10 protein-coding genes are annotated in these 14,068 nt (G+C 70.9%); 5 read left to right on the top strand and 5 right to left on the bottom strand.

The window, feature by feature from the left end; translation table 11 throughout:
* Positions 1 to 71 precede the first annotated feature (71 nt).
* Positions 72 to 1,439, bottom strand: a complete 1,368-nt coding sequence (locus ACIBCK_RS24030) for a M64 family metallopeptidase (RefSeq protein WP_399393355.1) — start codon at positions 1,437 to 1,439, stop codon at positions 72 to 74.
* A gap of 220 nt (positions 1,440 to 1,659) precedes the next feature.
* On the opposite strand from ACIBCK_RS24030, the gene ACIBCK_RS24025 reads away from it, so the two are divergent.
* The 3 genes from ACIBCK_RS24025 (at position 1,660) to ACIBCK_RS24015 (ending at position 3,946) form a co-directional block, all read left to right on the top strand.
* Positions 1,660 to 3,051 (top strand): helix-turn-helix domain-containing protein, encoded by a 1,392-nt coding sequence (locus ACIBCK_RS24025; RefSeq protein ID WP_399393354.1) that lies wholly within the window; start codon positions 1,660 to 1,662, stop codon positions 3,049 to 3,051.
* Between the two features lie 38 nt (positions 3,052 to 3,089).
* Positions 3,090 to 3,455 (top strand): DUF1801 domain-containing protein, encoded by a 366-nt coding sequence (locus ACIBCK_RS24020; RefSeq protein WP_399393353.1) that lies wholly within the window; start codon positions 3,090 to 3,092, stop codon positions 3,453 to 3,455.
* Between the two features lie 104 nt (positions 3,456 to 3,559).
* Positions 3,560 to 3,946 carry a PPOX class F420-dependent oxidoreductase gene (locus tag ACIBCK_RS24015; RefSeq protein ID WP_399393352.1) on the top strand — a complete coding sequence of 129 codons (387 nt, stop codon included), beginning with the start codon at positions 3,560 to 3,562 and terminating at the stop codon, positions 3,944 to 3,946.
* A gap of 368 nt (positions 3,947 to 4,314) precedes the next feature.
* Here ACIBCK_RS24015 and ACIBCK_RS24010 read toward each other — a convergent pair whose 3' ends face one another.
* On the bottom strand, positions 4,315 to 5,343 hold the full coding sequence (locus tag ACIBCK_RS24010) for a tetratricopeptide repeat protein (protein WP_399393350.1): 1,029 nt from the start codon (positions 5,341 to 5,343) through the stop codon (positions 4,315 to 4,317).
* 191 nt (positions 5,344 to 5,534) lie between these two features.
* Entirely contained in the window at positions 5,535 to 6,653 is a 1,119-nt protein-coding gene (locus ACIBCK_RS24005) for a hypothetical protein (protein WP_399393349.1), read from the bottom strand.
* Positions 6,654 to 7,021: 368 nt separating this feature from the next.
* Between ACIBCK_RS24005 and ACIBCK_RS24000 the strand changes: the two genes are divergently transcribed.
* On the top strand, positions 7,022 to 9,250 hold the full coding sequence (locus tag ACIBCK_RS24000) for an MMPL family transporter (protein WP_399393347.1): 2,229 nt from the start codon (positions 7,022 to 7,024) through the stop codon (positions 9,248 to 9,250).
* 113 nt (positions 9,251 to 9,363) lie between these two features.
* Here the strand turns inward: ACIBCK_RS24000 and ACIBCK_RS23995 are convergent, their stop codons facing one another.
* Together ACIBCK_RS23995 and ACIBCK_RS23990 are read right to left on the bottom strand one after the other, a co-directional pair.
* Positions 9,364 to 10,344: a DUF3048 domain-containing protein gene (locus tag ACIBCK_RS23995; RefSeq protein WP_399393345.1), complete on the bottom strand. Its 981-nt coding sequence runs from the start codon at positions 10,342 to 10,344 to the stop codon at positions 9,364 to 9,366.
* A 181-nt stretch (positions 10,345 to 10,525) separates the two neighbouring features.
* Positions 10,526 to 11,671, bottom strand: coding sequence for a S1 family peptidase (locus tag ACIBCK_RS23990; RefSeq protein WP_399393342.1), 1,146 nt, complete (start codon positions 11,669 to 11,671; stop codon positions 10,526 to 10,528).
* Positions 11,672 to 11,937: 266 nt separating this feature from the next.
* On the opposite strand from ACIBCK_RS23990, the gene ACIBCK_RS23985 reads away from it, so the two are divergent.
* Positions 11,938 to 13,899, top strand: a complete 1,962-nt coding sequence (locus ACIBCK_RS23985; RefSeq protein ID WP_399393340.1) for a M13 family metallopeptidase — start codon at positions 11,938 to 11,940, stop codon at positions 13,897 to 13,899.
* The last annotated feature ends 169 nt before the right edge of the window (positions 13,900 to 14,068 follow it).

Here is a 14,068-nt window from a genome sequence, read left to right as displayed (position 1 = left end):
CCGGTCACCGTGCGACGGTACGCCGCGGGCCGTGCTGCCCGCGGCGAGCGCCTCCGTCGGTCAGCGGGCCGTCAGCGGGTGACCTGCCAGCTGAGCGATCCGGTCATCAGCCTGCGCGGCTTCGGGGCTCGGACGGCCTTGGTCGGGTCGGTGGCACGCGCGGTGACGGTGTGCGCGCGGCCGTCGGTGGGTACCCCGAGTGCCGTGGCGGTCACGCTGTCCGCGCCCCGGACCTCGCGCGCCTCGCGGCCGTCGACGTACCAGCGCAGCCGGGCGTGGGAGGACGCGGCGACACGGATCCGCTCGGTGCCGCGCACCTTGCGGTCGGTGGTGGTGGCGGAGGTGAGGACGGGTGCGTGCTGGTGGAAGCCCGCGATCATCGCCTCGCGTCCCGGCAGGTTGAACTCGCGGCCCAGGGTGCGCATGATCGAGTCCTCGGTGGGGCGGTTGAGTCCGTGCCCGTGATAGCCGCCGCCCTCGTACGCGCCGACGGTGCCGCCGTCGGGCGATGCCTGGCCGAGCCAGCGATGCCACTTCACCTTCTGCGCGGCCATTTCGGCGGCGCTGAGTTTCGTGAGGTTCGAATCGCCCGGCTCGGGACCGGTGTACGTGCTCTCGTCGTACCAGTACTCGTCGGCGAGCTTGCCGAAGGAGTGGCCGGTCTCGTGGACGGCGACCTGGTCCGAGTCGGGGTGGTCGGAGGATGCGGTGCCTATGCCGTCGTAACCGGACGGCGAGGTGATGGAGTTGTAGCCGGCGCCACCGTACTTGGTGGAGTTGCTGAGCACGATCACGAGATCGGGGTCGGCGGCCTTGCTCGCGTACGCCTCGACCTTGTTGGTGTCGACGCAGAGCAGTCGCTCGATCCCGTCGCAGAAGAACGCCGAGTTCAGGGCGGTGTTCTTGCGGACGTCGCTCGTCGGGTCGCCCGAGACACCGGAGTCCTGCGAGTGCGCGTCGACGGCCCAGACGTTGAACAGGTCCTCGTACTCGGCGTACGGCTCGACGGCGGCCATCTGCTGCCACTTGCTGCGCACGTCGGCGTGGAAGTCCTCCTGCTGGGCGGCGGTGTAGCCGTCGCCGATGAAGACGACGTCGACCTTGGTGTCGCTCGCTCCGGCCTCCACGATCGGCAGGACGTCGCCGTCGTCCCGGACCGTGGCCCGCTCCTTCCTGGTGAGCGGGGCGGAGGCGGGGATCTCCGTGTGGCGGGGGTGGCCGCCCGGACCGGTGAAGTATTCGACCTCGACGTCGGCGGCGGCACGAGCGGCGGTGGTACGAGCGGCCGGGGCGCTGTCGTCCGGGCCCTGGTCCGCGGCGACCGGCGCGGTGACGGCGAGCGCCGCGGCCAGCGCGACACCGGTGGCCACGGCGAGACGTTTGCGGGATATGCGGGATATGCGGGATATGCGGGATATGCGGGATGAGTGTCTACGCATGGGGGATCTCCCGGGTCTGCGCGGACCGAGGTCCGTCAAGTCCGCGATATAAGTGGGGGGTTAAGGGAGCTTAAGGCGCGGTTCAATGTAGGGGCTGCGGGAAAGCCAGGCAATGCCTGAGACGCAAGGGGAGTGAAGGGACGGGGAGTTGGCGTTGCGGGCTCCCAAGTGGGCGTGTTCCAGGCCTGGACGGATGTCGAGCTGACCCGGAGAGGAAGAGATGACGGAGAGCGGACCGGTGGGCGCAGGGCTGGACGAACCCGTGGCGATCGGGCGCCGCGTCCTGCGGCTGCGTACGGAACTCGGTCTCACGCAACGGCAGTTGGCCGAGCCCGCGTACACGCCTGCCTACGTCTCCACGCTGGAGTCGGGCAGGGTGAAGCCCTCCGAGGCCGCCCTCCGGCACCTGGCCCAGCGGCTCGGCGTCACCCCCGAGGAGCTCGCGACGGGGCGGCCGGCCCATCTCGCCACGGAGCTGCGCCTGCGCCTCACCGACGCGCAGCGCGCCCTGGCCACCGGGTCTCCCGAGGACGCCGCCACCCTCTTCCGTGGCCTGGGCGCCGAAGCCGTCGCCCACGGCCTTGTGGGGGAGCGGGCCGCCGCGCTCCTCGGCCTCGGTGATTGCCTCCTCGAATCCGGGGACCTCGACGACGCGCACGAGTGCTTCGCCTCGGTGGAGCGGCTGCTCGCCGACGAGCCGCTGCCGCGCCGCGTCCCCGCCATCCGCGGCCGAGCCAACGCCCACCGCCTCACGGGTGAACTCCGCTACGCCTGCCACCTGTTGGAGACCGCGCTCGACCAGCTCAATGCCGCGGGCCTGCACGACCCCGAAGCCCTGCTGCTCCTCTATTCGGCGTCCATCGCCCCGTACATGGACATGGGCGCCCACGAGCGCGCCGCGCACGCCGCCGAGCTGGCCCTCGCGCTCGCTCCGCGCGTGGACGACCCGGCCCTGCTCGCCGGAATGCATCGCGGGGTGGCCCGTACGCTCATCGCGCAGGGCCGGATCGCCGAGGCCGACGCCTCCCTGGCCAAGGCCCAGGATCTCTATCAGCAGCTGCACATTCGCACCGAGCTGGCCCACTGCCACTGGATGCGGGGTTACGTGCACGCCCAGGACGGCGACCTGGAGCGCGCCGAGAGGGAACTGCGCACCGCGCACGACATGCTCACCACCAAGCGGGCCGCGCTCTACGCCGAACAGGTCGAGGTGGAACTCGCGGACGTGCTGCGCAGGCGCGGCAGGATCCGGGAGGCCGAGGCGCTGCTGAAACCCCTCCTGTCCGCCGGACCCCGGGCGCCGGAAGCCCCGGCTCTGCGGGCCGGGCGCGGCGCGGTGCACAGGGGCGCCGCACACCGGCTGCTCGGTGTCATCGCGGAGGAGTGCGGTGACACGGACGCCGCCGAGGAGCACTACCGCGCCGCCCTGCCGCTGCTCGAACGCGCGGGCGCGGTGGGGGACGTGGCCGGCCTGTGCTGCCTCCTCGGCGATCTGCTCCGCCGCACGGGACGGACGGAAGCCGCCATGGACGCCTACCGCACCGGCCTCGCCCACCGGGCCACGCCGGGCACGACGACGCTTGGGCCCGCGCCCGCGCCACCGCCGATGTAAAGGCGGCGACGGCGCGCCGCCCTCGCTAACCTCGGGGAATGGTGCGAAGCGAAGCGGACGACGTGGCCGGGTATCTGGCCGAGGTGCCCGAGGGGCGCAGGGACGCCCTGACCCGGCTGCGGGAACTGTGCCGCGCGGAGCTGAAGGGCTTCGAGGAGGTCATGGCGTACGGAATGCCCGCCTATGAACGGGAGGGCGCCGCAGAGATCGCCTTCGCGAGCCAAAAGCAGTACATCTCCTTCTATCTGATGCGCGCCGACGTCCGCGAGGCCTTCGCGGACCGCCTGGCCCACCAGGACATGGGCAAGGGCTGTCTGCGTTTCCGCAAGCCGGAGGAGATCGACTTCGACCTGCTGCGCGACCTCCTCAGGGCCACCGCGAGTCGGCCCGGCACGGTCTGCTGATATCGCGGAGCGCCGGGCCTCCTGTCGGCGCTGAACGGTTCACGAGTACCATCCGCACAGTCGATGGTCCGAACGTGAGTCAACAAGAGGTCGGGAGCGGTCAAGTGGACGAGGCAGCGCGGGCAGGGCTCGGCGCCGGGAAGTATCTGCTCGTCACCAGTTACCGCAAGAACGGCACTCCGGTGCCGAGCCCCGTCTGGGTCGTCGAGGACGGTGCCGCGCTCGGTGTCTGGACGGTCGCCGACTCCTGGAAGGTCAAGCGGATCCGCAACCGCGCCGATGTCCTGATCGGCCCCTGCGACCTGCGCGGCAACCCCACCGGGAAACAGCTCCCCGCCACCGCCGAGATCTGCGATCCGCAGGTCACGGCGCGCTACCGCACCCTCATCGCGCGCAAGTACGGCCTCGTCGGCCGCCTCACCCTGCTCGGCAGCAAGCTCCGACGCGGCACGAGCGGAACGGTGGGCATCCGCCTGACACCAACACGGTGACCCCCGGAGGCCCCCGCTTCCCGCAGCGCTCGCCCCGCACCGCGCGCAACTTCACCTAGACGCCCGCGCTCCCAGCGGCGCGCGCCTCACACCGCGTCCAACTTCACCTAGACGCCCATGCTTCACGCCGCGCCGCGCTTCACGCCGCGCCGCGCTTCACGCCGCGCCGCGCTTCACGCCGCGCCGCGCTTCACGCCGCGCCCGCGCTTCACGCCGCGCCGCGCTTCACGCCGCGCCGCGCTTCACGCCGCGCCGCGCTTCACGCCGCGCCGCGCCTCACCCCGCGTCCGCGCCTCTCCGGCATCCGCGCCTCACCCCGCCCGCGTCTCACACCGCCCCCCGCGCCTCACCCCAACGCCCGCGCCGCCCTACGCCGCGCTCAGTTCCCCGGTCAGTTCGGCGCGGAAGTCGGATGCGGCCTCCCGTGCCTGGCGCAGGCCTATGTGTGCGAAGTCGGCTTCGAGCTTGGTGAGTTCGGCCAGGGTCTGCGTGCGGTCGTGGCCGAGCCTGGCCCGTGACTTGACCAGGCCGAGCCGGGACAGCGCCATGCCGCGCGGCTCGCGCATGGCGTCGAACTCCTCCAGGGCGATGGCGTACATCTCGCGCGCCGCCTCGTAACTCCCGTTCCGGAAAAGGACGTTGCCGCGCATCTTGTGGTTGTAGGCGAGCGCGCTCGCCAGGTCCATCGCGCGGCAGATGACCTCCGCCTCCGAGAGCAGCGCCAGCGCCTTCTCCGTGTCGCCCCGCAGTGAGAGGACGTCGGCGACCCCGCGCAGGGACCAGGCGCGCCCCCGCGCGTCCCGGGCATCCGTCGCGATCCGCACACACTCCTCGAACAACTCGAGCGCCTCGGTGTAGTCGCCGGTGTTCCGCCGCATCTGGGCGATGCCGGACATCGCCCACACCATGTGCCGCGCCTCGCCGTGCGCCCGGCCCTGTTCCAGGAGCTGCTCGTGCAGGGCGGCCACCGCGGCGTAGTCACCCTGGATGCGGCCCGTCTCGGCGAGTCCCGCGAGCGCGTAGCCGTGCGCGAGCCGCTCGCCGCTGTCGGCGGCAAGCGCCACCCCCCAGGTCAACAGCCTGCGGGCGAGCCGTAGTTGGCCGCACTGGCGGGCGAGCGTGCCGCCGCTCCACAGGGCCCAGGCCATGGCGCCCGCGTCCCCCGCGACGCGTGCGCTGCGGTAACTCTGCCGCCAGGCGCGACCCGCGTCGTCGACCTGGCCGAGCCGCCGGTTCGCCTCGGCGAGCGCGAGCGCGGCCCGCGCCCTCTCCAGTGCGGTGTCCGCCCGGGTAAAGGCGCGGCCCGCCTCCGTCAGCACCTCCTCGTAGGAGGAGTTCACTCCCAGTGCCGCGCCCAACTCGCCCTGGTACTCGGGCGCGAATGCCTTGCTGTGCATAGATCCATGACCTCTCGATCAACTCCGTACGCCGGTCTCCGTACGTTGATCAAGAAGCTACGAGCGAGGCGGGGTGCGGCGAATCCCTCCGCGTATGGGTCATGCCGTACGACTCCAGGGCTACGGGCGAGGCCATGGTCATCATCGGGATGTACGGGGAGGGAGGGGGTCGCCGCGAAAAAGCCGGGCCGTCAGCTGCCGTCCGCCGCGGGCGCGGAGTCCCCGACCGCCGCGGAGTCCCCCACGGGAGCGGAGTCTCCCGCGGAAGCGGAAGCGGATGCGGGAGGAGTTGTCGCCGCCTGCAGCGCCGTGATGCACGCGGCGATCGACTGCTGCAGCTCCTCCAGGCGCCGCAGCATGTCGTCCTCGTAGACGTCCTCGACCTCGGCGTCGTCGAAGGTCAGCTCCTCGAAGACCTTCGTCGCCTTCTGCAGGCTGCTGTAGAACTTCGCCCGCCGCTCCTGCACCCGCAGCTGCGGGTCGCTCTGGACGGTCTGGGCGACCAGGTCCTTCACGGTGTCGTAGGCCTCCCGCGCCCACTCGCCGGAGTCCTCGCCCTCGTCGAGCTCGTCGATGAGGGACAGATGCCGCTCGGCCTCCTCCTTCAGCTCGGCGGGCGCGTCGATCAGCTGGCCCGCCGGCGTCTTGACCTGCCCCTTGTCGACGATCTGGCGTACGTAGTCGACGCGGTCGCCCGCCTTCGCCTCGGCGGCGACCGCCTTCTTGAGGTCGTCGGCCCGCACGATGTCGCGGACTAGCTCGGTGCGCAGCGCCGGGTCCTCGTCGAGCCGGTCCATCAGCGCGCGCCGCGCGGCTTCCGCCGTCCCGGGGTCGGCGAGGATCGCGGCCCGCAGCGCGGTGGGGTTCTCCGCGACCTCCAGGGCCTTGGTGGGGCGGATGCCCTCGGCCTCGGCGGCCTCCGTGATCGCGGTGCCGCGCTGGGACAGGGCGCTGGAGCGCGCCGAGTAGTACGTCAACCAGACGTCGGAGTCGGGCAGTTCGATGTCCTCGCCGGGCGTGAGTGCCTCGAAGTGGGGTACGAGGCCGTCGTCAGCGGCCTTGTCCCAGGCCTTGTAGTAGCGCATGACGCGCTCGGCCGAGCAGCCGGCGAGATCGCTGAACTCCTTCGCCGAGATCTTCGGCGTCTCGTCGGCGCCCTGCCCACCGGGGCGCACACTGCGCGCCACCTTCAGGGCGAAGGCCCAGCCGCCCGTGCGCGCGTAGGCACCGAACTCGCGGGCGTCCCGGGCCACCGGCTCGGGCACCTCCGGCGACGGGGCGGCTTCAGACGGCGCGGTGGCGAGAGTCACGAAGGTTCTCCTGGATGGTGATGACAAGTATCTGAGAGCTGACTCGACACCTTATCTCTCCTATTGGGGTGTTATAAGGGCGAGTTGTTCCGTGGTGAACGGATGCCCCACGGTACGGAGGCCAAGCCTCCGGCGGCCGGGCGCTCGGTGTGGGTCCTACACATCCTGATCACATCTCCTCCCCGAGGATGACTGAGCGTGCACGGCACTACAGCGTCCGTGGGCGCAGAGTCCGGCTCTCAGTCTGACTTCTGGGCCGGGGCGTGCCTGGACTATTGAAAGGAACCTGCTGACCGCCCTGACATGCGCTGATCGTGCTCCCGGGGGGTCTCACTCCGCCTGCCGAAACCGACGGGAGCCCCTTCGCCGTGGCTACGTTCCTGTACAAACTGGGCCGCCTCGCCTTCAGGCGACGCCGCTATGTAGCACTGATGTGGGTGGTGCTGCTCGCCGGTGTCGGCTTCTCCGCGTCCGCCGCGCCCGCACCGCCCGCGGACTCCTTCTCCATGCCGGGGACCGAGTCGCAGAAGGCCTTCGACCTCCTCGACGAGAAGTTCCCCGCGGCCAGCGCCGAGGGCGCCACCGCGCGTGTGGTCATCCGCGCCCCCGAGGGCGAGAAGCTGACCGACTCCGGCCCCAAGGGCGACGTCGAGAAGCTGGTCAAGACCCTGGGCGCCGGTCCGCAGGTCTCCGAGGTCGCCGACCCGTACAAGGCCAACGCGGTCAGCAAGGACGGCACCACCGCGTACGCCTCCGTCACGTACAAGGTGGCCGCCACCGAGCTGACCGACAAGGCGCGTGACGCGCTGACCAAGGCCACCGACGACACCCGCAAGACGGGCTTCACCGTCGAGACCGGCGGCGACGCCGTCATGGCCGAGCAGGAGATGGGCGGCTCCGCCGAACTCATCGGCATCGCGGTCTCCGCGGTCGTCCTGCTCATCACCTTCGGCTCGATGGTCGCCGCGGGCATGCCGCTCCTGACCGCCATCATCGGCGTGGGCATCGGCGTCTCGGGCATCGCGGCCCTCGGCAGCGTCTTCGACCTCTCCGCCATGACCGGGACGCTCGCGATGATGATCGGCCTCGCCGTCGGCATCGACTACGCGCTCTTCATCGTCTCCCGCTTCCGGGCGGAGATCGCCGAGGGGCGCGAGCCGGAGGAGGCCGCGGGCCGTGCCACCGGCACCGCGGGCTCCGCCGTGGTGTTCGCCGGACTCACCGTCATCGTCGCACTCTCCGGCCTCGCCATCGTCAACATCCCGATCCTCACGAAGATGGGCCTGACCGCGGCCGGCACGGTCGCGATAGCCGTCCTCATCGCGCTCACCATGATCCCCGCGCTGCTCGGTTTCGCGGGCAAGAAGGTGCTGCGCCGCAAGGACCGCAAGAAGCCCGTGAGCGAACTGCAGGACCCGAACGCCAAGCCGAAGCTCGGCACGCGCTGGGCGCGCTTCGTGCTGCGCCGCCCGATCCCGGTGCTCCTGCTCGCCGTGGTGGGCCTCGGTGTGGTCGCCGTACCGGCCACCAGCCTGGAGCTCGGCCTGCCCGACGAGGGCACGTCGGCGCCGGACACCACGCAGCGCAAGGCCTACGACATGCTGTCCGAGTCCTTCGGTGCCGGCTTCAACGGCCCGCTGATGGTCACCGTCGACACCGACAAGGACAAGGGTGCGGCCGCAGCGGCCGGCACCGTCGGCAAGGAGATCGCCAAGATCGACGGCGTCGCCGCCGTCACGCCGGCGAACGGCAACAAGTCCGACGACACCGCGATCTTCAACGTCGTACCGAAGACCGGCCCGAGCGACCACAAGACCGAGGGCGTCGTCAAGGAGATCCGCTCCACGGTCGACGGGCTCGGGGACAAGACGAACTCCGAGGTCCTGGTCACCGGCGCGACCGCCATGACCATCGACTTCTCGCAGACCCTGGACGACGCGCTCCTTCCCTACCTGGGACTCGTCGTCGGCCTGGCCTTCCTGCTCCTGATGCTGGTCTTCCGCTCGGTCCTCGTACCGCTCAAGGCGGCGCTCGGCTTCCTCCTGTCGGTGGCCGCCGCGCTCGGCGCCGTCGTCGCAGTCTTCCAGTGGGGCTGGCTTGCGGACATCGTCGGCGTGGACCAGCCGGGCCCGATCATGAGCATGATGCCGATCTTCATGATCGGCGTGGTGTTCGGTCTCGCGATGGACTACGAGGTCTTCCTCGTGACCCGCATGCGGGAGGCATACGTCCACGGAGCGCGTCCCGGTGAGGCCGTCGTCACGGGCTTCACGCACGGCGGACGGGTCGTCGCCGCCGCGGCGGTCATCATGATCAGCGTCTTCTCCGGCTTCATCATGGAGAACGACGACATGATCAAGATGATGGGCTTCGGCCTGGCCATCGCCGTCCTCTTCGACGCCTTCGTCGTCCGCATGGCGATCGTCCCGGCCGTGCTCGCCCTCCTGGGCAACAAGGCCTGGTGGCTGCCGAAGTGGCTCGACCGCGCCCTGCCGAACGTCGACGTGGAGGGCGAGAAGCTGCACAAGCAGCTCGGCGACTTCCCCACGGCGCGCCAGGAGGACCAGGACCGGGAACTCGAGTCCGTACGCGGCTGAGCGGCTGAGCGACTGAGTAACTGACGCTCCGCGAGGAGCACGCAGTCAGCCCGGTGACCGATCACGGTCACCGGGCTGACGCCTGTCCGAAGCGGGCCGGTTGGCCGGCCGGGTCAGCGGTCCGCGTAGACCATCCAGACCTGCCCGGGAGCAAACGGCATCCGCTGTCCGTTGGAGAGCGTGAAGGACGTGCCGCTCTCGGGGCTCGACCGCTTCCAGCGCGTCTCATAGGCCTTGCCGCCCCGCAGGACGGTCGCCCTGCCGCTGCCCACCGTCTTGATGTACGGGGTCGCGGCGCCGTTGACGTCCTTGAAGCGCGACGGGGGCATGTCGACGTGCTGGATGACGATCGTCTTCGCTCCCAGCCGCGCCCCCGATGTGCTGCGGGCCGGCGCCCCGTCGAACGACGCGAGCCAGCGGCCCTCCCGCGGCGACCAGTTGAAGGTGTGGCTCGCCGAGGAGTAGCGGACCGTCCGCGCCGACGTGGGGGCGCCGCCGGCCGGGGCCGGGCCGAAGCGGAAGCCGATGTCGGTGGCGCGGTCGGCCTTCGGGGCCGAGCGAAGGACCGCCTCGGGGCGCACGAAGAGGTTGTGCGGGGCGGTGCGGCCGGCTTCACGGAAGTAGGCGCCCGGCACGCTGCCGAACGGCCGGGCGTACAGCGGTGAATCCCTGAGCGTCTTGTTGAGCGCGCTGCGCACCCCCGAGTAGGCGAGGGCCGGGCGGCCGAACTGCCGAAGCAGCTCGATGTCGGACTCCCTGGCGCTGCGCACCGGGCCGACGGCCTGCGGCAGACGGCTCGAGTACACGCCCATCAGGCGGCTCATGCCGCCCTCGACCTTCTCCACGTAGACGATGTCCGCCTGGGCGAGGCCGGTGTGCGGCCGGGCCGTGCGCGCGTTGTCGAACTTCACCGCGAGGACCGGTCCCTGATCCGCCGTCTGCCCGGTGAAGGGCGACCGTTCGGGCGGCGGGGCCCCGGCGTCCCCCCGTGCGCTCTCGTACGCGGCGCCCATGGTGAGCGCGCCCACGGCGAGCGTGGCGAGGAGTCTGGTGCCGATGCGGGCGCGGCGGCGGGCCCCGGACGTTGCTGTCATCGCGGTTCTCCGTTCGCCCCCGGACGCGCGGTTCCGGGAGCAGTTCGTTCCTGGCAGTGGCAGCCGCAGTCCTTCCTCCGGGGCGCGGGCGGTGAACCCCGTTAGGGCCATCCAGCCGCCAGGACTCACCGCAGCGGCGTACGCGCCGGGCCCTCCCGCGGGCCCGGCGCGGCCCGCGCCGTCAGGCGGTGTGCAGGGTGAGGCCGTAGCGCCCGAGGATCTCGTTGATGGGCTGGTGCCAGGTCTCGCCGCCGCCGCTGCAGTTGCCCCAGCCGCCGGATGTGACGCCCTGGGCCTGGTCGCCGCTGATGAACGAGCCGCCGGAGTCGCCCGGTTCGGCGCAGACGCTCGTCTTGGTCATCTGGTGGACGGCGCCCTGGCTGTAGTTGACGGTCTCGTTCTTGGCGAGGACGGTCCCGCAGTGCCAGTGCGTGGTGGAGCCGGAGCGGCATATCGACGCTCCGACGGGTGCTTCCGCCGAGCCGCGGACGAGCTGGTCGGAGACGGTGCCCCAGCCGAGCACCACCGGCACGGTCCACCAGCCGTTGCCGACGCTGACGTACGCGTAGTCGTTGTCGGGGAACGAAGAGCCCTGGAAGTTGCCGATGTTCGAGTTGTCCCAGCCGCGCACCGCGGCGCCGGTCTGCCCGCAGTGGCCCGCGGTGACGAAACCTCCGTGCACCGAGAAGCCGATGGAGCAGCGGACGTTGCCGGTGTAGTAGGGGTCTCCGCCGACGGTGCCGGCGGCGAAGGTGCTCGGCGCCTTGGCGACGGTCTCGACCTGGACGGGGCCGGCCTTCCGGGCGCGGTCGACGAACCGTCGGACATCGTTGTCGTCCTTCTGAGCAGCGACGACGTTCACCACGATGGTGTTGCTGCGCGGCGCCACGTGCCAGCTGCTCACGCCCTTGGGCGCGGTCAGGGAGTCGATGCGCGCCTTGGCGGCGTCGAGTTCCTTCGCGCTGTGGCTGACGACGCGGACGGTGGCGCCGGTCTCGCGCAGGGCGTCGGCCTTGCGCGCACTGGTGGTGGCGACGGTCAGCTTCTCGGTGCCCGCGTCGTACCAGGAGCCGGCGTACGCGGATCCGGCCGCCTTGCGCGCCGCGCGGTCGACGCGGGTCGCACTCTTCTCGGCGGCGAGGCGGTCGCGGGCCTGGCCCGCTGTGAGCCCGAGGTCGTCCTGCAGGGCGGTGAGCATGCCCGCGGATGCCGGGGGAGCGGCGGGCGCGGGGGCCGCCCCGGCGGTGGAGGTGAGCGATGCGCTCGCCCACGTGCCCACCAGGAGCAAGGAGGAGAAGGCGATGCGGACTCCGGTTCTGCGTCTCACGGCAGTGCCCTTTCTGTCGTTCCATCGGGGTGGGGAGGAACAGGGGTGATGAGAGCGCTCTCACGATGAGTTCAGGCGGAGCATAGGAGCCGCCTCAGGTCATGTCCATACCAACTGGGCGTCCTGGGACGGCAATTGCCCACCGACCTGCCGGCCGCGGTGGGACGGTGGCGGCGCGGCATCTGCGGGAGTACGGCGGCGGCTGAGGCCTGGCCGGCCGTACAAGCCGATCGTGCTCGGGCGGCGTGTCCGCGTAGGGTGCGTGAATGAGCATGCTGGATGACGCCCGCGCGGGCATGAACCCCGAGATCCGGCCGCAGGACGACCTGTTCGGCCACGTCAACGGTCACTGGCTGGAGAACGAGCCGATCCCCGAGGATCGCTCGAGCTGGGGCCCCTTTGTGCAGCTGGTCGACACGGCCGAGGAACAAGTGAAGGTGATCATCCAGGACCTGGCGTCGGCCTCGACGTCCGGCGCCGCCCCGGATGACGCGCGCAAGATCGCCACGCTGTACGCCTCCTTCATGGACGAGGAGGCGATCGACGCCCGCGGGCTCGCCCCGGCGCAGCCCCTGATCGACGAGGTCGCGGGCCTGCGGGACACCCGGGAGCTCGCGGCGTTCCTCGGCCGCTTCGAGCGGACCGGCGGCTCCGGTCTCTTCGGCTCGTACATCGACACGGACGACCGCGACTCCGACCGCTACCTCTTCAACCTCCTCCAGGGCGGCCTCGGCCTGCCCGACGAGTCGTACTACCGCGAAGAGAAGTTCGCCGAGATCCGCGAGAAGTACGTCGCCCACCTCACCGAACTGCTCACGCTGGGGCAGCACGCGTCGCCCGCCGAGGCCGCGCAGTCGGTCCTCGCCCTGGAGACCCGGCTCGCCGCAGGGCACTGGGAGCGGGCCGAGACGCGTGACGTGCAAAAGACGTACAACCTCCTCACCCTGCACGAACTGATCACCCTGGCACCGCACTTCGACTGGCGCGCCTTCGTCGAGGGGCTCGGCGGCTCGGACGCCACGATCGCCGAGACGTGCGTCCGCCAGCCGTCCTACTTCCGTCACCTGTCCGCCGTCCTGGACGAGGTGCCGATCGAGCAGTGGCGCGACTGGATGCTGGTCCGGGTCCTGCGCTCCTGCGCGCCGTACCTCACGGACGCGTTCGTCCGGAACAACTTCGAGTTCTACGGCCGCACCCTGAACGGCACGCCGGAGCTGCGCGCCCGGTGGAAGCGGGCGGTCGCCTTTGTCGAGGGCTCCATCGGCGAGGCCGTCGGCAAGGAGTACGTGGCGCGGCACTTCCCGCCGAGCTCCAAGGCGTTGATGGACGACCTCGTCGCCAACCTCCTGGAGGCCTACCGCCAGTCGATCGCCCGCCTGGACTGGATGACGGACGAGACGAAGGAGCGCGCCTACGAGAAGCTCGCCACCTTCCGTCCCAAGATCGGCTACCCCGACACCTTCCGCGACTACTCGGCCCTCGCAGTCTCCGCCGACGACCTGCTCGGCAACGCGCACGCGGCGGCGGCCTTCGAGTCCGACCGGCAGCTCGCCAAGATCGGGGCGCCGGTCGACCGCGACGAGTGGTTCATGCTGCCGCAGACGGTCAACGCGTACTACAACCCGGGCACCAACGAGATCTGCTTCCCCGCGGGCATCCTGCAGAAGCCGTTCTTCTCGCCCGACGCGGACTCCGCCGAGAACTACGGCGGCATCGGCTCGGTCATCGGCCACGAGATCGGCCACGGCTTCGACGACCAGGGCGCGCAGTACGACGGCGCGGGCAACCTCAACGACTGGTGGACGGCGGCCGACAAGACCGCGTTCGAGGCGAAGTCGAAGGCGCTGGTCAAGCAGTACGACGCCTTCTCCCCCCGCAATCTCCCCGGCGAGTTCGTCAACGGCTCGCTGACCGTGGGCGAGAACATCGGCGACCTGGGCGGCCTGACCATCGGGCACACGGCGTACAAGATCGCGCTCGACGGCGACCCGATGCCCACGAGCGACGGTCTGACCGGGTCCCAGCGGCTCTTCATGAACTGGGCCTACTGCTGGCGCACCAAGCGCCGCAAGGAGCAGGAGCAGCAGTACCTCACCATCGACCCGCACTCGCCGCCGGAATTCCGGGCCAACATCGTCCGCAACCTCGACGAGTTCCACGAGGCGTTCGGCACGAAGGCCGGCGACGGCCTCTGGCTGGACCGGACGGAGCGGGTCAGGATCTGGTGATCTGACCCTGGGGGCCACGGCGTCGCAGCCGTGGCCCCTTTTGCGCTCCGTCGCAGGGCGCTGGTCCCTCCGAAAAAGGCGCGTACGGCCATGGACGGGGCTTGTCACGGTGGCAAGGATCGTCAGGTGGACCGTGCTTCCTCTCGCACAGTCACACGGCGACAGCACA

Origin of the sequence: Streptomyces sp. NPDC051218 (genome assembly GCF_044455475.1) — a bacterium.
Lineage (GTDB): Bacteria > Actinomycetota > Actinomycetes > Streptomycetales > Streptomycetaceae > Streptomyces.
This window is presented reverse-complemented; position numbering and strand designations above follow the sequence as displayed.